The 20125-nt window shown below is 60.1% G+C and carries 19 protein-coding genes; 8 read left to right on the forward strand and 11 right to left on the reverse strand.

Annotated features, from left to right (window positions below):
* On the reverse strand, window positions 1-243 hold a 243-nt coding region (locus tag NI20_RS0101640; protein WP_033119711.1), incomplete at its 3' end, for a helix-turn-helix domain-containing protein.
* Window positions 244-673: 430 nt separating this feature from the next.
* Between NI20_RS0101640 and NI20_RS0101645 the strand changes: the two genes are divergently transcribed.
* From NI20_RS0101645 to NI20_RS0101675, 7 genes are all read left to right on the forward strand, one after another.
* The gene (locus tag NI20_RS0101645) at window positions 674-2227 is read left to right on the forward strand and encodes a Na+/H+ antiporter NhaC family protein (RefSeq protein WP_033119712.1); all 1554 of its coding nucleotides are present in this window, start codon (window positions 674-676) and stop codon (window positions 2225-2227) included.
* A 38-nt stretch (window positions 2228-2265) separates the two neighbouring features.
* Window positions 2266-2769 (forward strand): hypothetical protein, encoded by a 504-nt coding sequence (locus NI20_RS0101650; protein WP_052084347.1) that lies wholly within the window; start codon window positions 2266-2268, stop codon window positions 2767-2769.
* A 357-nt stretch (window positions 2770-3126) separates the two neighbouring features.
* The gene (gene hutH / locus NI20_RS0101655; protein ID WP_052084348.1) at window positions 3127-4695 is read left to right on the forward strand and encodes a histidine ammonia-lyase; all 1569 of its coding nucleotides are present in this window, start codon (window positions 3127-3129) and stop codon (window positions 4693-4695) included.
* A gap of 405 nt (window positions 4696-5100) precedes the next feature.
* Window positions 5101-5883, forward strand: coding sequence for a hypothetical protein (locus tag NI20_RS0101660; protein ID WP_033119714.1), 783 nt, complete (start codon window positions 5101-5103; stop codon window positions 5881-5883).
* Between the two features lie 264 nt (window positions 5884-6147).
* Complete coding sequence (locus tag NI20_RS0101665; RefSeq protein WP_033119715.1) at window positions 6148-7809, forward strand: formate--tetrahydrofolate ligase; 1662 nt, start codon at window positions 6148-6150, stop codon at window positions 7807-7809.
* Window positions 7810-7926: 117 nt separating this feature from the next.
* On the forward strand, window positions 7927-8562 hold the full coding sequence (locus NI20_RS0101670) for a cyclodeaminase/cyclohydrolase family protein (protein ID WP_033119716.1): 636 nt from the start codon (window positions 7927-7929) through the stop codon (window positions 8560-8562).
* Window positions 8563-8746: 184 nt separating this feature from the next.
* Entirely contained in the window at window positions 8747-9448 is a 702-nt protein-coding gene (locus NI20_RS0101675) for a F420-0--gamma-glutamyl ligase (protein ID WP_033119717.1), read from the forward strand.
* Window positions 9449-10174: 726 nt separating this feature from the next.
* On the opposite strand, the gene NI20_RS0101680 is transcribed toward NI20_RS0101675, so the two are convergent.
* Window positions 10175-10396, reverse strand: a complete 222-nt coding sequence (locus NI20_RS0101680; RefSeq protein ID WP_033119718.1) for a helix-turn-helix domain-containing protein — start codon at window positions 10394-10396, stop codon at window positions 10175-10177.
* A 115-nt stretch (window positions 10397-10511) separates the two neighbouring features.
* On the opposite strand from NI20_RS0101680, the gene NI20_RS15300 reads away from it, so the two are divergent.
* Complete coding sequence (locus NI20_RS15300; protein WP_177612610.1) at window positions 10512-10667, forward strand: hypothetical protein; 156 nt, start codon at window positions 10512-10514, stop codon at window positions 10665-10667.
* 59 nt (window positions 10668-10726) lie between these two features.
* On the opposite strand, the gene NI20_RS13950 is transcribed toward NI20_RS15300, so the two are convergent.
* The 9 genes from NI20_RS13950 to NI20_RS0101725 form a co-directional block, all read right to left on the reverse strand.
* Complete coding sequence (locus NI20_RS13950; protein ID WP_052084349.1) at window positions 10727-12649, reverse strand: VanW family protein; 1923 nt, start codon at window positions 12647-12649, stop codon at window positions 10727-10729.
* A gap of 113 nt (window positions 12650-12762) precedes the next feature.
* Window positions 12763-13581: a ParB/RepB/Spo0J family partition protein gene (locus tag NI20_RS0101690; protein ID WP_033119719.1), complete on the reverse strand. Its 819-nt coding sequence runs from the start codon at window positions 13579-13581 to the stop codon at window positions 12763-12765.
* Between the two features lie 114 nt (window positions 13582-13695).
* Window positions 13696-14103 (reverse strand): ATP synthase F1 subunit epsilon, encoded by a 408-nt coding sequence (gene atpC / locus NI20_RS0101695; protein WP_033119720.1) that lies wholly within the window; start codon window positions 14101-14103, stop codon window positions 13696-13698.
* Window positions 14103-15506, reverse strand: coding sequence for a F0F1 ATP synthase subunit beta (atpD, locus tag NI20_RS0101700; RefSeq protein ID WP_033119721.1), 1404 nt, complete (start codon window positions 15504-15506; stop codon window positions 14103-14105). Before atpD ends, atpC begins: the two co-directional genes overlap by 1 nt.
* Window positions 15493-16401: an ATP synthase F1 subunit gamma gene (gene atpG / locus NI20_RS0101705; RefSeq protein WP_033119722.1), complete on the reverse strand. Its 909-nt coding sequence runs from the start codon at window positions 16399-16401 to the stop codon at window positions 15493-15495. Before atpG ends, atpD begins: the two co-directional genes overlap by 14 nt.
* A gap of 19 nt (window positions 16402-16420) precedes the next feature.
* The gene (atpA, locus tag NI20_RS0101710) at window positions 16421-18166 is read right to left on the reverse strand and encodes a F0F1 ATP synthase subunit alpha (protein ID WP_081958326.1); all 1746 of its coding nucleotides are present in this window, start codon (window positions 18164-18166) and stop codon (window positions 16421-16423) included.
* A complete protein-coding gene (locus tag NI20_RS13955; protein WP_052084350.1) occupies window positions 18159-18644 on the reverse strand; it encodes an ATP synthase F0 subunit B in 486 nt (161 codons plus the stop codon). The genes atpA and NI20_RS13955 overlap by 8 nt, the downstream gene beginning before the upstream one ends.
* A 32-nt stretch (window positions 18645-18676) precedes the next feature.
* Entirely contained in the window at window positions 18677-19051 is a 375-nt protein-coding gene (gene atpE, locus NI20_RS14395) for an ATP synthase F0 subunit C (protein WP_197055334.1), read from the reverse strand.
* A gap of 19 nt (window positions 19052-19070) precedes the next feature.
* Window positions 19071-19922 carry a F0F1 ATP synthase subunit A gene (locus NI20_RS0101725; protein WP_033119724.1) on the reverse strand — a complete coding sequence of 284 codons (852 nt, stop codon included), beginning with the start codon at window positions 19920-19922 and terminating at the stop codon, window positions 19071-19073.
* Between the last annotated feature and the right edge of the window lie 203 nt (window positions 19923-20125).

Below are 20125 nucleotides of genomic sequence, written 5' to 3' on the forward strand. Positions count from 1 at the left end.
ATCTTCTTCCACCGCCTTGGGCAGCTTCTTCGGCCGGCCAGTACTGCCACGGCCTCGATGCTCAATTGCCAAGCCTTCCGGACCTTCTTCCAGATAGATTCGTTCCCAGTCTTGTACTCGTTTGTGCCGAATTTCGAATCTCTCTGCCGTTTCACTATACCCAAGTTTTCCTTTCAGCATTGTTTCTACCACCAGCTTCTTGAATTCTGGTGTGTATTTCTTGTTTGGCACTCTTTTTGACATAACAAAACACCCCACTTGTTAGGTAGTATATCATACTGTCTAACATGTGGGGTGCTGTTCATAAGCGCCTGCTCCTTTTTGTCTGTTTCGCCTTATTGCAATGCCGTAAAAGCATATCAGCATAACATCACGTCATCCCGATATAGAAGAATTGACTAAAATATTTTTGGAATCTACGCGAATTTTATTGCTTTTGCTGAACAGGTATGTTACAATTAGTTCACAAATAGATTAGGGCATGGGAAACAGCGTGCAAGAAACCGTTGCCCGACGGTGCTGTTGCCTAAGTCCTGTGTCTGTTTTTCTGTGGGACCCCTCCACAGAAAACGCACGTCCCCGCGTGCGGTGTGCAGCGTGTTCGTCATGGGGAGGAGCGGCTTCCCGCTTCCTGACGGGCAAGTATTTTTATGAAGAGAGAGGTATTTTATCAATGGCAAACGAAAAGAAAGTCGCACGGGAGCCCAGTTTTCTGCTGGCGTTAGTTCCCATTGTGGCAATGATCGGGTTCATGCTTTACTGCTTCCTCGGTCATTCCGAATCCGGTTACCATGACGCTCACCTGCCCCTGGTCATGTCCATCGTCGTCGCGTGCATCGTCGGTCACTTCTGCGGTCACGACTTTAAGGATATGCTCGCCGGTATGATCGAGCGCCTGAGCGCTTCCATGGAAGCTGTTCTGATCCTCTGCACCGTCGGTTTCCTGGTCTCGAGCTTCATGGCCTCCGGTGCGATCCCCTCCCTGATCGTTTACGGTCTGGATCTGCTGACCCCGAAGCTGTTCCTGCCTGTCGGCTGCATCCTCTGCGCGATCGTCGGTATGGCGTGCGGCTCCTCCTGGACCACCACCGCCACCATCGGTCTTGCGTTCCTCGGCATTGGCGCGGGCCTTGGCATCAATCCCGCCCTCACCGCCGGTATGATCATCTCCGGCGCGTATGTCGGCGATAAGTTCTCTCCCCTGTCCGATACTACCAACCTCGCCGCGGCTGTTGCCGAGACCGGTCTTTTCGACCACGTCACCGCGATGGTCTCCTCCACCGGCCCGACCTTGGTCATCGCCCTCATCCTCTACACCATCATGGGCCTGAACATCGACGCCAGCGCCTATGATCCGACCGTCGCCCAGTCCATTCAGGACGCGTTCCGCGAGGCCTTCGTGATCTCCCCCGTTCTGCTCATCCCCATCATCGTGGTTATCGTGATGTGCATCCTGCGCGTGCCCGGCCTTGTCGGTATCGCCATCTCCGTTGCCACCGCGACCATCTTCATGATGATCTTCCAGCCCACCTCCATCTACGGCTCCCGCGCCCTGGGCGACATCTTCAACATGCTGCACTATGGTATCGGCGTTGAGACCGGCAACGAGGTCGCTGACTCCATCCTCGGCAAGGCCGGCGGTATGGACGGCACCATGTGGACCATCAACCTCATCCTCCTCGCGCTCGCCTACGGCGGTGCTCTGGAGCGCTGCGGCTGCGTCGAGCGTCTGTTCGGCGGCCTGAAGCACAAGATCCACTCTGTCGGCAGCCTCATCCTCGCCACCCTGCTAACCTCCATCTTCTGCGACGCCACCATGTGCGACCAGTTCCTCGGCATCGGCGTTCCCGCCCCCATCTATGCTGACAAGTACGACGAGCTCGGTCTCGGCCGCAATATGCTCTCCCGTTCTCTGGAAGATGCCGGTACCCTCTGGGCCGTTATGTTCCCCTGGACCGGCTGCGGCGCTTACCAGACCGGCGTTCTCGGCATGAGCCCGCTGGTGTTCTTCCCGTATGCGTTCGTCAACCTGCTCAACCCCGTTTACGCCTATGTGACCGCTCTGTTCGGCCGCAACATCTTCTGGGCTGACGGTTCCTACACCAATGTCTTCGGCAAGACCAAGGCCGGCAAGCCCGCCGGCGCTCCCGAAGAGGCTCACGCCAAGGCCGTTGCGAACCTCGAGGCTCGCCGTGCTGCCGGTAAGGCCCCCAAGATCAACGCGTAAGCCCCCTTCCCCGCTTTACTTAGAAAGGAATCACCGCTGTGAAACATTCGCTTCCCTGGGAATCCGTCCCGCCTCCGATCTACCCCGCACAGTCGTCGCTCAAGCCACGTAAAAAGTGGGTGCAGACCGGCGGATGGATCTTGGTTGTCGTGCTGCTGCTGTTCGGCATTTCGACCCGCAGCAGAAACCCGCTGCTCGCCTTCGTCTCGCTCGCATTCTCAGTGCTGTATCTGCTGACGCTGATGACCAAAAAGGACGCCGCTCTCACGAGCCGCGGACTTGAGATCTTCTACAACATGCAGTTTACCACGCACTACGAGTTCTTCCCCTGGGAGGACATCAATGCGATCGTGTGCGAGGACCGCGGCCATGCCGACATGGTGCGCCTGCACATCGGCCACGGCAACACGGAAAAGGCTCTCTTCTTCCCGCGCGAAGACCTCGACGAGATCTACGCGTTCATCAAAAAGAAGAATCCGGCGATCCGCATCATGGATTATGCCGCGCCCGAACCGAAGTCCAGCAAGAAGCACAAGAAGTGAACAACTGTGACCTTTCCACAAAGAATGAAGGGCGCCCCGCTTTTGCGGGGCGCTTTTTTTATCTATTCTGTCTAATTCTATCACTGTACCCTGATAGTGTGTTATCCAAATATGGTGATAACGCACAACAAAGAAAACTTTTTTCGGCAAGAAACTATTGATTTTGCACAAAAATGTGCTATACTGTTTCTAGAACGATCCTGTGGGACTTTTCCACAGGCGGAGCGCCATCCACGCACGGGCATGCGCGGAAAGTAAGGGGAACGCTTCGACACGTTTCTTGCACTTGGGCGGTTCGGGCAACCGGACACGCCGACCGGGTCACACCGGAACTTTGAGAAAAGAGAGGACACTACCATGATCATGAATCCTACCGCGATCAAGCATGTCGTTGTCGATGGCCACAGCCTGACGCTCGAATCCTTCGTCGCCATCGCTCGCTACAATGCGACCGTCGAGCTGGCTCCCTCCGCTCTGGAAGCCATGAAGAAGTCCCGCGCCCTGGCCGAGAAGATCGCCGCTGAGGGCCGCGTCGCCTACGGCATCACCACCGGCTTTGGCGAATTCCAGAAGGTCGCCGTCCCCAAGGAGATGAGCAATCAGCTCTCCACCAACCTGATCCTCAGCCATTGCACCGCCGCCGGCGAGCCGTATGCTGACGAGATCGTCCGCGGCATGATGCTGCTGCGTGCCAACGCTCTGTGCGGCGGCGTGAGCGGCGTTCGTCCCATCCTCGTCGAGATGCTGCTCGAGATGCTCAACAAGGGCGTGACCCCCGTCGTCCCGCAGAAGGGCTCTCTCGGCTCCTCCGGCGACCTGGCTCCTCTCGCTCACATGACGCTCCCCATGCTCGGCAAGGGCGAGGCCATGTACGAGGGCGTGAAGATGCCCGGCGCTGAGGCCATGGCCAAGGCCGGCATCAAGACGCTCGACACCCTGGTCTCCAAGGAAGGCCTCGGCATGACGAACGGCACCTGCGCGATGACCTCCGTCGGCGCTCTCGCGCTGTACGACACCATCTGCGCCGCCCAGCTCGGCGACGTGATCGCGTCCATGTCCTTCGAGGGCCTGACCGGCCTGCGCAACGCCTTCGACCCCCGCATCCATCAGGTGCGCGGCCAGAAGGGCCAGATGCTCGTCGCCGCGAACATGCGCAAGCTGCTCGACGGCTCCGAGATCCTCGACAACTGCCAGAAGGACCGCGTTCAGGACGCTTACGCCCTGCGCTGCATCCCGCAGCTGCACGGTGCCTGCCGTGACGCTCTCGATTACGTCCGTGAGAAGGTCGAGATCGAGCTCAACGCCGTCACCGATAACCCGCTGATGTTCCTCGATGACGAAGCCGTTATCTCCGGCGGTAACTTCCACGGCGAGCCCATGGCCCTGCCGTTCGACTTCCTCGGCATCGCCGCGAGCGAGCTGGCCGACGCTTCCGAGCGCCGCACCGAGCGTATGGTCAACCCCGCGCTCTCCAACGGCCTGACCGCGTTCCTGACTACCGAGGCTGGCGTCAACTCCGGCTTCATGATCGTTCAGTACGCTGCCGCCTCCATGGTCAGCGAGAACAAGATCTACGCTCACCCCGCTTCCGTCGACTCCATCCCCTCCTCCGCCAACCAGGAAGACATCGTCTCCATGGGCACCACCGCTGCCCGTAAGGCCAAGATGATCCTGCAGAACACGCAGGACGTCCTCGCTGACGAGCTGATGACCGCCTGCCAGGCCATCGACATCCGCCGCCGCCTGAACACCCACGGCCAGGGCATGACCCCGCTGCATGAGGCTCTCTATCAGCACGTGCGCGAGAAGGTCGCTTTCTATGAGATCGACCGTGAGATCTGGCCCGACATCCGTGCGGTGGAAGCGATGATCCGCTCCGGCGAGCTGCTGGATATCGTCAAGGAGTATATCCCCGACTTTGAGTAAGTCAAAAACGGGCAAGCCCGTTTTTGAGAGGGGTCTCAAACTTTTTCACTCAGCGTGAAAAAGTTTGCAGAGTGTCCCTGCGGACGCACAGGTCGTCCTTCGGGACGTATCCAATTTGTTTGCGGCGTGCGCGCCGTAAATAAATTCTGTGTCGTCAGAAAAAACGGATCAAAATCATTCACGCCGTGCGCGGCGTGAATAGGGCGCGTGTCGTCCTTCGGGACAGGTTAAGATCATTTGCGGCGTGCGCGGCCGCAAATGTGATGCGTCTCAAAAATGGTTATTGCTACCGATTTGGGGACAATAATGCTGAAAGATTTGTGTTTTGACACGAATTGACAGGATGTAAAAGAAGGCGTAAAGTTATTTTGGCTTTACACCTTCTTTTTTTAGGAGGAACTTGCTATGGAACTGAACATTTTACGGGCGGACCCGGCGGGGAACATTACGGTGTTCGTGCTCGATCCGGTCGAAAAGGCACAGCGCGCGGCCATCGCGGAGAAGATCATGGCGATCCCCGCGCTCAAGGCCGAGCAGGTCGGCTACGCCTGCGCCGCCGAGGACGACGTCGACGGCCACATGGAGATGATGGGCGGCGAATTCTGCGGCAACGCGACGCGCGCCTACGGCATGTATATTGCCCAGCAAAAGGGCGGCCTTTCCTCGGTCAGGCTGCGCGTGAGCGGCTGCGACCATGTCGTCACTGCGCAGGTCGATCTGAAAAGCGGCACGGCGCGCGCTGAAATGCCCTGTCCGCGCAGCGTGAAGCGTGTCACGGTGAATGGTCACGAGGGCACGCTCGTCGACTTAACAGGCATCGCCCACTTCGTCGTTGAGGGCGTGGAGCCGAGCGAAGGGTTCTTCCGCGCGGCGGAGTCGATCTTTTCCGGAATTGCAGGACTTGACGCCTGCGGCGTCATTTTCCTCGATGCGGAAAAGCGCAGCATGACCCCGCTCGTCAAGGTCATCGAGACCGACTCCCTCGTCTGGGAGGGCAGCTGCGGCAGCGGCAGCGTCGCCTGCGCCGTCGCGCAGAGCGAACGCATGGAAAACGGCGGTTTTTCGTGCGAATACCGGCAGCCCGCGGGCGCGGTCCGCGCAAGCGTCGAGCGCCAAGGCGGAAACGTCATCGCCGCGAGCATCGGCGGCGAGGTCACGCTGGATGAGCCCATGCGCATCACGCTGTGACGCGGCAGAGTGAAATGAAAGCCGGGCGCTGGCAACTTTCGCTTTTCTCGTTTTGACCTTTGCCGCAAGCGTTGAAAATTCGTCCAAAAATCTCCCGTTTTTTCTTTTTAAGGCACGCGAACCAACGCTTAATTTTTTAAGGCTTTTGGAAAAAAGAGGCTTGCAAAACAGTTTACCTTTCTCTATCGTTCGGCTATAATTGATTTTGTCAATAAGAGACAATTCTCCGCTTTTAAATACATAATTATTTAGGAGGTATTCCCCATGACCGACATTGAGATCGCCCAGGCACATGAAATGAAAAAAATCGTCGACGTCGCCGCCAAGGCCGGCATCGATGAAAAGCACCTCGAGCTCTACGGCAACTACAAGGCCAAGCTCGACTTAAGCGAGATCCGCAAGCTGCCCCGCAAGGCAAAGCTGATCCTCGTCACCGCTATCAGCCCCACCCCCGCGGGCGAGGGCAAGACCACCACGTCCGTCGGCCTTGCCGACGCGCTCAACAAGCTCGGCAAGAACACCATGGTCTGCCTGCGCGAGCCCTCTCTCGGCCCCGTGTTCGGCGTCAAGGGCGGCGCTGCCGGCGGCGGCTACGCTCAGGTCGTCCCCATGGAGGATATCAACCTGCACTTCACCGGCGACTTCCACGCCATCGGCGCTGCCAACAACCTGCTGGCCGCTCTTCTCGACAACCACATCCAGCAGGGCAACGTGCTCGGCATCGACCCCCGCAAGATCGTGTGGAAGCGCGCTGTCGATATGAACGACCGCCAGCTCCGCCACATCATCGACGGCCTTGGCGGCAAGGCCAGCGGCGTGCCCCGCGAGGACGGCTTTGAGATCACCGTCGCGAGCGAAGTCATGGCAGTTCTCTGCCTTGCGACCGGCCTCGCCGACCTCAAGGAGCGCCTCGGCAAGATGGTTGTCGCCTACACCTACGACGACAAGCCCGTCACCGCGCACGACCTGAAGGCTGAGGGCGCGATGGCCGCGCTCTTAAAGGATGCCATCAAGCCCAACATGGTCCAGACGCTCGAAGGCACTCCCGCGTTCATCCACGGCGGCCCGTTCGCCAACATCGCCCACGGCTGCAACTCCATCCAGGCCACTGAGACCGCGATGCGCCTGAGCGACTACACCGTCACGGAAGCCGGCTTCGCCGCCGACCTCGGCGCCGAGAAGTTCCTCGACATCAAGTGCCGCGCCGCGGGCTTCCACCCCGACGCTGTCGTCATCGTTGCGACCGTTCGCGCGCTCAAGTATCACGGCGGCGTGCCCAAGGCCGAGCTCAACAGTGAGAACCTCGAAGCTCTTGAAAAGGGCCTGCCGAACCTCCTCCAGCATGTCGACAACGTGAAGAACGTCTACGGTCTCCCCTGCGTCGTCGCCATCAACGCGTTCCCGACCGACACCAAGGCCGAGCTCGACCTCGTCGAGTCCAAGTGCCGCGAGCTGGGCGTCAACGTCCGCCTGAGCGAAGTGTGGGCCAAGGGCGGCGAAGGCGGCCTTGCGCTGGCTGAGGAAGTCGTGCGCTTGTGCGACGAGCCCAACCACTTCCAGTTCGTCTACGACGTCAACGACAGCATCGAGGACAAGCTCAATGCCATCGCCACCAAGGTCTATCACGCTGACGGCGTGGTCATCGCCGCTTCCGCCAAGAAGCAGCTTAAGCAGCTCACCGAGCTCGGCTTTGACAAGCTGCCCATCTGCATGGCCAAGACGCAGTTCTCCTTCTCCGATGACGCCAGCAAGCTCGGCGCGCCCCGCGGCTTCAAGATCACCGTCCGCGACCTCAAGGTCAACGCCGGTGCGGGCTTCCTGGTCGCCAAGACCGGCGACATCATGACGATGCCGGGCCTGCCCAAGGTCCCGTCCGCCGAGAAGATCGACGTCGACGAAAACGGCAAGATCACCGGCCTGTTTTAAGAGAAACCCTGCAATATATCGCAGATTTTACCCTTTTGATTTACTAGGAAGAGGCGGGATGACCCGCCTCTTCCTGAAACCTTTTATTCTGATTTTACCGATCCGGGGAGGAACGCTATGAAGATCGCAGATATGAAAGTTACCGAGCTCATCAACGAAGTCGGTTCCGGCACTCCCGCCCCCGGCGGCGGCGCGGTGGCGGGCCTTGCCGGCGGCGTCGGCGTGGCGCTGACGATGATGGTCAACGGCCTGACGCTTGACAAGAAGGGCTTTGAAAACGACCGCGAACGCCTTTTGGACGCCATTGCCAAGGGCAATGAGCTCAAGGAGCGCTTCATCGATGTGATGAACCGCGACAGCGAGGTTTTCGACGGTCTGATCGAGTCTCTTGCCCTCCCCAAGGATGATGACGCGCACAAGGCCATCCGCCGCGGCGCGGTGCAGGCAAGCTTCCGCAGCTGCACGCAGGTGCCGCTGACAATGATGGAAATTTGCTCCGAGGCCATTGACCTGTGCGCCGAGCTTGTCGGCACGACGAATCCGAACGTTGTCAGCGACCTCGGCATCGCCGCGCTCACGCTCAAGACGGCCATGCAGAGCGCGTGGCTCAACGTGCTCATCAACCTCTCGTCCTTAAAGGACAAGGCGTTCCGCGACGAGTGCTGCCAGAAGGGCGAGGCGCTGCTCGCGCACGCTGTACCCATCGCCCAGGAGAGCTACGAAAAGGTGCTCAAGGTCATCACCGAAAAGTAAGCGCTCTGCCTTCTCGTTTTCCGTCATTTCACGCCGTCCGCCGCGTCAAGCACGCGCCGCGGACGGCGCGCTTTTTTCTTTCCTGAATTTTTGCAATTTACAGTAGCATTTTGCGGATTTTGTGGTACAATACCATCGGTTCATATTTTATCGATCTAAATACTGCACGAAAGAGGCTTTTTTCATGGATTTTGTTGCAAACGGCTCCAAAAACGTTGAAATTGAGACGTCCACGGGCGTCTATCTGCGCCACGCCATCCAGACGCACTTTGTCGAGATCGGCGAGGATTACATCGAACTCGTCAACCGCTACGTCAAGCCCCTCTACGAGGAGGGCGACCTGCTGAGCATCAGCGAAAAGATCATCGCCCTGTGCCAGAAGCGAGTGGTCTACCGCAAGGATATGAAAATTTCGTGGCTGGCGAAATTCCTCAGCCGCTTCGCCATCCAGCACAACAGCGCCGGCATCGGCGTGGGTGAGGTGTGCAAGATGCAGTTCGCCATCGACGAGTGCGGCGCGTGGAAGGTCCTCTGGGCCGCGATCTGCGCAGGCTTCGGCAAGCTTGTCGGCAAGCACGGCATCTTCTACGATATGGTCGGCATGGAGGTCACGGGCCTCGACGGCTTCTATCCCGACGTGTTCCCCGTCTACGGCGACTACGGCATCCGTATTCCGGAAAATCCCTCGGGCGTGTGCAACGAGATCTATGAGAAGACCGGCGTGCGCGCGATGATCGTCGACGCGAACGACTTCACGCGCGACATCCTCGGCAAGGGCGACAACGTGACCCTCACCGACGAGCAGCTGTGTGAGATCATCCGCGATAACCCCGCGGGTCAGGATGACCAGTGCACGCCGTTTATTCTGATCAGGAAAAAACAGTAATTTCCCCCTGCGGGGGAAGCGTGTTGTTTCCCTGCTGGCAGGGGAACGGGCAAAGGGGGCCATTCTCTCACGTGAGAGAATGGCCCCCTTTTGATCCCCCAAGAGAACGCAAGGGGCCTTGCCCCTTGACCCCGCACATTGGCAGTTTGCAGCTTGAAGAGCTGCACGCGCTGCGCAATGTAAGTGCGGTGTACATGGCTTCGCCATGAATCCCTGCGATTCGTCACCGTTTTCAACCGCGCCTTACTATCGTGAGGCGCGAGTGACGTTACCTCAGCGGCAGACTGCGTGCGGAATGCGGCATTGCTGGCGCTCGCCGCATTGAGGAGTGCCGCGGTAGGCGGAGATTACTGCGCACTTCTACAAGATGGGAAGAGCGGCACCCGCAAGGAGTGTACCGCATCCGTAAGGCGGCAAAGCCGCCAACGGCTGCGCAACAGCGGATAATAGGAGAAAGTCAAATCGTCTAGCAACCCCAAACGCGGCAACGCCGCGCTATGGGAAGTGCAGTCGGCAAGCATTGCAGCTCTTCGAGCTGCTTGCTCGCAATGTCAAAGCCTTTCTCTTGGGGTTCCAAAGGGGATATTCTCTTTTGCGAAAGAGAATATCCCCTTTGATTCGTGCAGCGCCAAAGGCGCTGCCTCCCCCCCTGCACAGTGCAGGGACAAAAGCAGCGCTGTCGCGCTGCATTCCCCTCGCACCCGTGCGAGAACATGGCACTATGTACTATTTCTTTTTAGGGTAAGGAGCCCGCTCCTCCGTGAGCCCCACAAGATAATCCACACTCGTGTGGTAAAACCGCGCGAGCCTGATGAGCACGTCGCTCGGGACGTCGCGCTTGCCGGTCTCGTAGTTGGAATAGCAGACCTGCGAGCAGCTCAGATAGTCCGCCAAGCTCTTTTGTGTCAGGTCGCTGTCCTCTCTCAAGTCTCGAATGCGTCGATACATTTTGCTTCACTCCATCCAGAATTCGTGTTTAGATTCTGTAAAGAAGTATACGTAAAACAAAATGTTATATTGTGCTATATAACAAAACGTTATATAATTTTTCGAGGGTGGTTCTATGACGGACTACAAGGCAATGTATCTGCTCCTCTTCAACGCCGTGACTGACGCGCTGGAGAAAATGGACAGGCAGAACTATGGTGAGGCCAGCGCGCTGCTGATCGCCGCGCAGCAGAAGGCCGAAGAGCTCTACATGGACTCGGACGGCGAATAACACTTGAACAACGTAAAAACGGAGAGGCAATGCCTCTCCGTTTTCTCGTTCTGCTGTTTTTACCGGTCGAGCCCCGTATCGAGCCAACCGGGCTTTTCCTGCTCGACGGGCGGCTCTGTGGTCGTGCCGGGGTCTGTCACGCCGGGGTCAGTTGTGGTGCCCGGGTCAGTCGTGGTCCCGGGGTCAACGGGCGTTGTCGGGTCGGTCGGCGTGGTCGTACCGGGATCGACAGGTGTGGCGGGATCAGTCGGCGTGACCGCCGCGGACTTGCCGACGAGCACGATGCGGTTGCGCGCCTTATAATTGCTGCTCGCCTCGAACGTGGACGAAATGAGCTTGCCGTCACCGGAGTAGACGTTGCGGTAGGTCTTGACCTTGTAACCGGTGTAGGCGGTCTGCTCGACCTTGCGCTCGCCGGGGGCGAGCTCGTCGGTCTCAACGATCTCCTCCGTGAACGGGATGGTTTCAAGCACTTCGGTCTTGATCTTCACGTAGCTGTCGTCGACCTTCGTGCCGCGCAGCGTGACCTTGAGATAGTCCTTGCCGCCGCTCGTGTAATATTCGGCAATGACCTTGATGGGGTACATCGTGTTGTTGCGGAACTCGAACTCGGGCCCGCCCTGCGCGACCGTCGCGTCGAGGCCGAGGCCGATGTAGTCGGACGCAAAGCCGTGGTTCGTGCGCTGCACGATCTCAAGGTTGGCGTAGAGCGCCGCGGCGTAGAGCGTGGAGCTCGCCTGACACGCGCCGCCGCCGACCATATCGACGGTCTTGCCCTGCAAGTAACCGGGCGCGGTGCTGTAGCCGTTCGCCGCGGTAAAGGGTGTGACGAGCGGGCCGTATTTCATCGTTTCGCCGGAGTTCAATATGTAGCCGGTGATGCGCGAGGCCGTCAGCTTGACGTTCGCGCGGCGGCCGGACGCGCCGCCGACCTTCGTGGTGTAGGTGCTCAGCACATCGCGGAACAGGACCTTTTGGAGCTGCTCTGCCGTGACGTCCGGCGTCTCGACCGTGGCGTTCGGCAACTCGACCGTCTCCCCCGCCGCCGCGGCATTGTAGGCGGATTCAAGGTCAGAAAGCGTAAATTCCACGCCCGCGTGGCCTGGCGTGACCGCGCCGGTCTCCTTATCATACGTCGCGTTGACCTTCTGGCCGATGACGGCCTCGCGCTGCGCGCTCAGGTCGACCTCCTGTGCAGGGATGACATCGTAGACGCCGCCCTCGCTCGCAGGCTCAAGCACGATCTCGGACGGTTCGCCGCCGCTCAAATACGCGCCGTTTAAGTATACGCCGATCTGGTCTTTTGCGGTATCAGTCGTCGCGCGGCCGTCCTGCGGCTTCGTCACGCTAACCTTGCCATCCTCTGTCACGTTGATGGCAAACTCCACGGGGTCGCAGTTGATGCTGTCGCACACCGTGTCGACAAGATTCTCCATCAAATCGGGCGAATAGGCCGCGCCGACCACCTGTGCGGCATCCTGCGGCTTGAAGAGTGCGCGCAGATACTTCGCGCCCGCGGTCAGAAAGCTGTCATTGCAGCCGTAGACGTTGTAGATATGCTTGGCAAGTCCGTCGAAGTCGACATACTCCGGCATCTCGTCGAGCGAAACATGCGCGACCTCCGTGCCGTCGGGCAGGACAAAGTCGACACCTGTGCCCTTCGCCTGCGCGACGCTCGCTTTGAGCTGCTCGGCGACCTGCTGCTCGGTCATCCCGCCGTAGTTGGTATCGCCCATCATCACGTTGGGATAAATTTTATGGCTGGCCGACGCCCACGCGCCAAGGCCCAAGTACGCCACCACGAGCACACCCGCGACAATGCCGACGACCTTGCCGGTCTTTCCCGATGTTTCACGTGGAACGCGCGGCGGCTTTTCCGCGCGGGGCTCCTTGGCCGCCTTTGCGGCCTTTTCCGGCTGCATCAGGCGTTTGCCGCCCTTTCTTCTCTTCTTTTCCTCAAAGGCGCCGTTCATTTCATCCATGCTGGCTCCTCCTGTTTCTTCCGATCTTCCGGACAGGGACTTCCCTGCCAGTCGTTTCAGTATACCACAGTTTGCGAGAAAAAGAATCACAATTTGGTGACAATTTTGCGGGATTATCCGGCCTCTTTTGCACGTTTCGGGATGCGGATGGTCAAAAGGATGCCATCGTCCGTGTCCTCGCGCTGCATGTCGGCCTCGACGCCCGCGCGCTGCATCAGCCCGAGCGAGTGGCGGATGGTGTTCAAAAAGATGCGCACATCCTTGACGATGTAGGTCGGCAGGCGCGGCGGGGGCGTTTTCTGCTTGAGCTTCAAAAGCTCTTCGATATACGCCTCGCTCTGCGCGACGTTGTAGCCGCGTGCGGCGATAACTTGCAAGGCTTTGAGGCGGTCTTCCTCGTCCGTCAGGCGCAGCAGCGCCCGTGCGTGCCGCTCGGAGAGGTCATGCTCGCGCAGAAGGCGCACACAGTCGGGCGACAGGCGCAGCAGCCGCAGCTTGTTGGCAATAGCGGACTGGGATTTCCCCAGCCTTTCCGCCGCCTGCTCCTGCGAAAGGCCGTAGGTCGCGATCAGCCGCGCGATGGCCGCAGCCTCCTCCAAGTAGTGCAAATCGCGGCGCTGGAGGTTTTCGATCAGCGCGAGCAGCGCGCTCTCCTCCTCGCTCGAGCGCGCGAGCAGGCACGGCACCTCGCGCAGTCCCGCTATCTTCGCCGCGCGCAGCCGCCTCTCTCCCGCGATGAGCTCGTAGCCCTCGTCCGTGCGGCGGACGGTCAGCGGCTGGAGGATGCCATAGCGGCGGATGCTGTCGCTCAGCGAGCGCAGCGAGGCCTCGTCAAACTCGATGCGCGGCTGGTTGGGGTTGGGGCGCAGCGCATCGATGGGCAGGTCGAGCACGCGGCGCGGGAGCAGCGGCTTTCTTGCGGACATTTCCATGGATTTCCCCTCCTTTTTCTCCACTTTTAGCACAAAAAGTGTGCAAAAACGGGCGAAAGTCGGCGGAGAGATCAAAAAATTCGCACCTTGCGGTGCGAATTTTCGTTTTCTCATTTATTTCCCGTCGTGCTTGACGTGGATACGGCTGATCGCGCGAGCGATGCGGGCATTGGCAATGGCCTGCTCCTGCGCGCTGCGCTTCGCCTTGAGCTCGGCACGCGCCTCGGCGGCCATTTCCTCGGCGCGGTGGAGGTCGATCTCCTCCGGCCGCTCGATCGTGTCCACCAGCACGAGCGCCTCGCCGCGCTCCATCTTGAGCACGCCCTCGGACACGGCGGCGATCTGCTCGACGCCGTCGGCGTCCCGCAGCGTCAGCTTGCCGGGGACGATGGCGAGCACGATATCCTCGTGCTGCGCCATCAGGCCGTACATGCCGTCGATGCTCGGCACGGTGAGCGATGTGCACGCCCCGTCAAAAAACGTGCGCTCGGGCGCGAGGACGCGGAGAGGAAAGGTCTTCATCACGCTTCCCCGCTTTCCATCTTCTTCGCCTTGGCGAGCGCGTCATCAAGCGTGCCGACGTTGTAGAACGCCATCTCGGGATAGCCGTCCATCTCGCCGGAGAGAATGGCTTCAAAGCCGCGGAGTGTCTCCTCGAGCGGCACATAGACGCCCGGAAGGCCCGTGAACTTTTCGGCCACGAACGTCGGCTGGGCCAAAAAGCGCTGGATCTTTCTCGCGCGGTTGACCGTCACCTTGTCCGTGTCGCTCAGCTCCTCCATGCCGAGGATAGCGATGATATCCTGCAATTCGCGGTATTTCTGCAAGGTCGCCTGCACGCTGCGCGCGATGCGGTAGTGCCGCTCGCCCACGATGTCCTCTTCCAGAATGCGGGAGGACGATTCGAGCGGGTCGACCGCGGGATACAGACCCTGCTCGGCGATCTTACGGCTCAAAACCGTTGTCGCGTCGAGGTGGGTGAACGTCGTCGCCGGGGCAGGGTCGGTCAGATCGTCCGCGGGAACGTAGACCGCCTGCACGGATGTGATCGAGCCGCTCTTGGTCGAGGTGATGCGCTCCTGCAGCTCGCCCATTTCGTTGGCGAGCGTCGGCTGATAGCCGACGGCGGAGGGCATGCGGCCAAGCAGGGTCGAGACCTCGCTGCCCGCCTGCACAAAGCGGAAAATATTGTCGATGAACAGCAGCACGTCGCGCTGCTCCTCGTCGCGGAAGTATTCGGCCATCGTAAGGCCTGTCAGCGCCACGCGCATACGAACGCCGGGCGCTTCGTTCATCTGGCCGAAGACAAGCGCGGTCTTGTCGATAACGCCGCTCTCGTGCATCTCGTTCCAGAGGTCGTTGCCCTCGCGGCTGCGCTCGCCGACGCCGGTGAAGATCGAATAGCCGCCGTGCTCGACGGCGATGTTGTGGATAAGCTCCTGAATGAGCACCGTTTTACCGACGCCCGCGCCGCCGAACAGGCCGATCTTGCCGCCGCGCGGATAGGGCTCCAAAAGGTCGATGACCTTGATGCCGGTCTCCAAGATCTCAACGCTCGGGCTCTGCTCGTCGAAGGCGGGGGGCTTTCTGTGGATGCTGCGGCGCGGCTCCGCGCCGCCAATCGGCGCGCCGCCGTCGATGGTATCGCCAAAGACGTTGAAAAGCCGCCCGAGCGTCGCCTTGCCGACGGGAACGCGAAGGCCGCTGCCTTCGCCCGTGACGGTCATGCCTCGGCTGAGGCCCTCGCTACCGGAGAGCATGATGCAGCGCACCGTTTCGGCGCTCAAATGTTGCTCCACCTCCATCACAAGGCGCTTGCCGTTCAGCTCGACGGACAGCGCCTCGCGGATGCGCGGCAGCTCGCCGTGCGGGAAGCGCACGTCCACCACGCTGCCCGATACCTGAATGATCTTACCTGTGCGCATGCTGCGCCTCCTTCTTCATGTGGTTCTTCTTGCTGCGCGCGCCGGCGGAGACCTCCGTGATCTCGCTCGTGATGGCGCCCTGCCGCTCGTGGTTGTACTCGAGCTGCAGCTCGCGCAGCATGTCGTCCTCGTTCTGGTTGGCCGAGTCCATGGCAGAGGCGCGCGCGTTCTGCTCGGCGCAAAAGCTGTCGACCATCGCCGAGTACAAAAAGCCCGTGATGTACGCCGGCACGACCCTGGCGAGCACCTCCTCTGCCGAGGGCTCAAAGCGGATGGGCTTTTCTGCCGTCTCCTCTTTGGCAAAGTGCTCATCCTCCAGCGGCAGCAGGCGCACGGTGCGCACGTCCATGTCCACGCCGTTGCCAAGGTCTGTGTAGATGATAAAGAGCTTGGAGATCTCGCCCCGGTCGAAGAGATCCAAAAGCTTCGCCGTGATCTCTCGCGCGCGGCGGAGCGTGGGGCTCTGCGCATCGTAGCGGAAGCTCTTTTCCACCGGCACGCCATGGCCGGAGAAGAAGTGCCGCCCGTTGCCGCCCACCACAAAAAGGCGGCTGTCGGGGTGCTTTTCAAGGCGCTTCATCGTCTCCTGAATAACATTCTGGTTGTAGGCGCCCGCGAGGCCGCGGTCCGCCGTCACCGCAAGATAGGCGTATGTTCCCGGCTGGGCCAGATCGTCCGCGTTGCCCCGGTAGAGGTACGGGCTCTCGATCTCGCCCGCGTGCTGGAAGATCTGCTCGATCTGCGTCGAGACCGCGTCGAAAAACGGGCGCGTCTTGGCAAGGTCTTCTTTCGCCCGCCGCATCTTGGTCGAAGCGATGAGGTACATCGCGTTCGTCACCTTCTGCGTGCTCTGGATGCTCGCGATGTGCTCGCGGATCTCCTTCATGCTCGCCATGTACCTGTCACCTCACTTTTTATTTGGAAAAATAGCTTTGCACAAATTCCTTTGAGATCTCGATGATCTGCGACTGCTGATCGTCACTGAGTTGGCCGGTCTGCTCGATGGTATTGCACAGCGCGCCCTGCGTCTCGCCAAAGTGCTGCAAGAGCGCGGGGATAAACGTATCGAGCTGCTCCGGCACGATCTCCTGAAAAACATGGTTCAGCCCCGCGACGAGCAGGATGACCTGCTCATACTGCTTGTAGGGGTGGAACTGCTTCTGCCGCAGCATGCGCATCAAGCCCTGACCGTAGGATAAAAGCTTTGCCGTCGACTCGTCAAGGTCGCTTGCAAACTGCGTGAACGACTCCATCTCGCGGTACTGCGAAAGGTCAAGGCGGATGGTCTTGGCCGCCTTTTTCATCGCCTTGGTCTGCGCGTCGCCGCCCACGCGGGACACGGACAGGCCCACGTTCACCGCCGGACGCTGGCCGGAGAAGAACAGGCGCGTTTCCAGAATGAGCTGACCGTCGGTGATCGAAATGACGTTCGTCGGGATATAGGCCGACACGTCGCCGGACTGCGTCTCGATGATCGGCAGCGCCGTGATGCTGCCGCCGCCCTTCTCCTCGCTCAGATGCGCCGCGCGCTCGAGCAGGCGGGAGTGCAGATAGAACACGTCGCCCGGATACGCCTCGCGGCCCGGGGAGCGCTCCAAAAGAAGGCTCATCGCGCGGTACGCGATGGCGTGCTTGGAAAGATCGTCGTAGACGATCAGCACGTCGCGGCCCTTATTCATAAAGTATTCGCCCATGGCGCAGCCCGCGTAGGGCGCAATGTACTGTAACGGCGCGGGATCGCTCGCCGTGGCGTTGACGATGATCGTATAATCCATCGCGCCGTGCGTTTCCAGCGTCTTCTTGAGCTGGGCGACGGAGCTCGCCTTCTGTCCGATGGCGACATAGATGCAGATGACATCCTTGCCCTTCTGGTTGACGATGGTGTCGAGGGCGATAGCGGTCTTGCCGGTCTGGCGGTCGCCGATGATGAGCTCGCGCTGGCCGCGGCCGATGGGGAACATCGAGTCGACGGTCAGAATGCCCGTCTCAAGCGGCGTGTCGACGCTCTGGCGGTCGATGATACCGGGAGCGGGACTCTCCACCGCGCGGTAGCCGTCGGCGCGGATGTCTCCCCCGCCGTCGATGGGCACGCCGAGCGCGTTGACCACGCGGCCGAGGAACCCCTCGCCCACGGGAACGCCCGCCGTGCGTCCGGTGCGGCGGACCGTGCTGCCTGCGCAGACGCTCGCGTCGTCGTCAAAGAGGATGCAGCCGACGCTGTCCTCGGATAAGTCCTGCACCATGCCGCGCACGCCGCCGTCGAAAAGCAGCACCTCGCCATAGGCGGCGCCCTCCAGCCCGTCCACGCGGGCAATGCCGTCGCCGACGGTCAGAACGGTGCCGACCTCCTGTGCCATGGCCTGCGGCGTCCACGAGAGCACCGTCTCCTTCAGCAGCGGGATGACGTCGCCCTGCGTGGCGGCGAGCTTTTCGAGCGCGTCCTTGAACTGGCTCAGGCGTCCGCCCGCGCTCCAGTCGTAGACCTCCGCGCCCACCTCGAGGCGGAAACCGTCGGGGTAGTCATCACTCTTTTGCCAGGTAAGCGTCGTGCCCTCGCCGTACTTTTCGGCGAGGAAGGCCAGAAATCGCTTCTCCTGCTCCTGCGACGGACGCACGGCAGAGAGCAGTACGGCCTCTAAATGCTCCGTGCGCTCAGCCATTGTCCTTGCGCTCCTCCGCCGTGTCCAGGAACTTGTCGTAAGCGTCCGACGTGCTGGAGAGCACCAGCTTTTCCGCCGCGGCGCTCATCAGCTCGGAAATTTCGCCCTTGGCCTGCTCCATCACGCGCTCATGCTCGCGCGCGGCATCTTCCTGCGCCTTGCGCACGATCTCGCCCGCCTGCTGCTCGGCCTGCGCGCGGCGCTCGTCCACCGCGTGCTGCAAGGCTTCGTTCGCCTCGCGCTGGCGGCGTGCGATCTCCTCGTCGGCGTTCTTGAGCTGCGCTTCATAGCCGGCCTTCGTCTTCTCGGCCTCGGCAAGCACGGCCTTGGCGTCCTCGTCCATCTTCTCATAGTGCGCCTTGCGGCTGTCCATAAAGCTCTTCACAGGCTTGTAGAGCAGAAAATACATCGCGCCGAACAGGATAACAAAGTTCAGCGCATGCAGCAGGATCTGCTGCAAATTGATATTAAGCGGCATTCAAAGCCCCTCCTTTTTGGGAGTGTTCTTCATCAAAGGACGAAGATAATGAGGATCGCCACGATCAGGGCGTAAATGATGACCGTCTCGATAAACACAAGGCCCATCATCATCGTGGTTCTGATCTGACTTGTGGCCTCGGGCTGGCGGGCCATGGCCTCGCTCGACTTGCCGACCGCAATGCCCATGGCCAGCGCGCCGCCAAGGCACGCAATGCCGATCATCACGCCCGAGCCCATCGCCTTGGCGGAGGTCACGTCGTTGTCGTTGCTGCCGGCCGTGACGCTCACGGTCTCAGTCACGTTGCTGTCGCTCCCGCTTTCGTTTGCGGCGAGGGCCGGAATGGTGCAGATCATCAGCGCGCACAGCAGCATCATCAGCGCTGCGAATTTCTTCATCGTTTTCATGGCAATTTTACCTCTTTCTTCAGGCAGCCGTTTCGCTGCGGGATTTTTTTACCTTTTTTGCCTTGGGCTTTTTCTCGTGCTTTTCGGTCGATTCGCCGTAGAACGTCGACACCAGCATCGTTAAAACATACGCCTGGATCAGCGCGTGCAGCAGCGTGAACATCACGCCCACGATGACCGGCAGCACATAGGAAAGCGCCGCGTAGTAATACACAAGCTCCGTCACGAGCGCGCCGGAAAGCAGCGCGCCGAAGAGTCGAAAGCTCATCGAGATCGGCAGCGAGAAATCCTTGAGCGCGTGCAGAAATCCGCCCACGCCCGCGGCGATCAGTCCGCCGAAGAGGATCACGCCGTAGCTCATCACGCCCAGCGCGATCGCCCCGTTGATATCGGATAGCGGCGCGGGCAGGCTGACGGCGTGGCCTGATGTGGTCACCACCTGAATGCCGAGCAGCTCAAAGAGCGTGCTGACAAAGATGTAAACACCGGCGGTGAAGATGTACGCCCGCAGGAATTTATTGCGGCGCGGGCTGCTGCCCTCGGCCAGGCCGTCGAACATGCCGACGATCTGCTCTAAAACGAGCTGGAACCTGCCGGGCACATATTTGAATTTTGGGATCACAAAAAGCCGGCACACAAGGGCGAATACTATTAAAATACCCGTCACGATGTAGGCGGAGATGAGCCCCGGGTTCACCTCGATCAGGCCAAACAGGCTCACCTTGTTCTGCTCGTGCAGCACCGCGTCACGCATGACCTCCTGGATCGGTTCGCTCTCGCCGCCTGACGGCGTGAGCAAACATCCGGCCAGCAGCGCCAGCACGATCACGGCGAACACGATCAGCTCGCGCGTTCGCTTTTTCTTATCCACGCGCCCTACCCCCTTTTGTTTCTATCATCCAATTTCTGCTTGGGATGCAGCACTTATTTATACCACCTGCACGCAGGAAATGCAAGTCTTCCTTCATGATTAACCGCCGCTTTACAGCATCTTTTCGTCTTCTTAACAGAGCCCTGACCCCTCCCCTTTTTCTTCAATAAATAGAGCAGCGGAAGGAGACAGTGCTGCCCCCT

Source organism: Oscillibacter sp. ER4, assembly GCF_000765235.1.
Taxonomy (GTDB): domain Bacteria; phylum Bacillota; class Clostridia; order Oscillospirales; family Oscillospiraceae; genus Hominicoprocola; species Hominicoprocola fusiformis.

What these genes read in the sequence shown, in the direction of transcription:
- NI20_RS0101665 (WP_033119715.1), top strand. Translation starts at nt 6,148, where the DNA reads ATGACCGACATTGAGATCGCCCAGGCACATGAAATGAAAAAAATCGTC.
- NI20_RS0101645 (WP_033119712.1), top strand. Translation starts at nt 674, where the DNA reads ATGGCAAACGAAAAGAAAGTCGCACGGGAGCCCAGTTTTCTGCTGGCG.
- atpG (WP_033119722.1), bottom strand. Translation starts at nt 16,401, where the DNA reads ATGGCGAGCATGAAGGAGATCCGCGAGCACATCGCGAGCATCCAGAGC.
- NI20_RS13950 (WP_052084349.1), bottom strand. Translation starts at nt 12,649, where the DNA reads ATGGATGAAATGAACGGCGCCTTTGAGGAAAAGAAGAGAAGAAAGGGC.
- NI20_RS0101690 (WP_033119719.1), bottom strand. Translation starts at nt 13,581, where the DNA reads ATGGAAATGTCCGCAAGAAAGCCGCTGCTCCCGCGCCGCGTGCTCGAC.
- atpA (WP_081958326.1), bottom strand. Translation starts at nt 18,166, where the DNA reads ATGGCTGAGCGCACGGAGCATTTAGAGGCCGTACTGCTCTCTGCCGTG.
- hutH (WP_052084348.1), top strand. Translation starts at nt 3,127, where the DNA reads ATGATCATGAATCCTACCGCGATCAAGCATGTCGTTGTCGATGGCCAC.
- NI20_RS0101670 (WP_033119716.1), top strand. Translation starts at nt 7,927, where the DNA reads ATGAAGATCGCAGATATGAAAGTTACCGAGCTCATCAACGAAGTCGGT.
- atpD (WP_033119721.1), bottom strand. Translation starts at nt 15,506, where the DNA reads ATGCGCACAGGTAAGATCATTCAGGTATCGGGCAGCGTGGTGGACGTG.
- NI20_RS0101675 (WP_033119717.1), top strand. Translation starts at nt 8,747, where the DNA reads ATGGATTTTGTTGCAAACGGCTCCAAAAACGTTGAAATTGAGACGTCC.
- NI20_RS0101660 (WP_033119714.1), top strand. Translation starts at nt 5,101, where the DNA reads ATGGAACTGAACATTTTACGGGCGGACCCGGCGGGGAACATTACGGTG.
- atpE (WP_197055334.1), bottom strand. Translation starts at nt 19,051, where the DNA reads ATGAAAACGATGAAGAAATTCGCAGCGCTGATGATGCTGCTGTGCGCG.
- NI20_RS15300 (WP_177612610.1), top strand. Translation starts at nt 10,512, where the DNA reads ATGACGGACTACAAGGCAATGTATCTGCTCCTCTTCAACGCCGTGACT.
- NI20_RS13955 (WP_052084350.1), bottom strand. Translation starts at nt 18,644, where the DNA reads ATGCCGCTTAATATCAATTTGCAGCAGATCCTGCTGCATGCGCTGAAC.
- atpC (WP_033119720.1), bottom strand. Translation starts at nt 14,103, where the DNA reads ATGAAGACCTTTCCTCTCCGCGTCCTCGCGCCCGAGCGCACGTTTTTT.
- NI20_RS0101680 (WP_033119718.1), bottom strand. Translation starts at nt 10,396, where the DNA reads ATGTATCGACGCATTCGAGACTTGAGAGAGGACAGCGACCTGACACAA.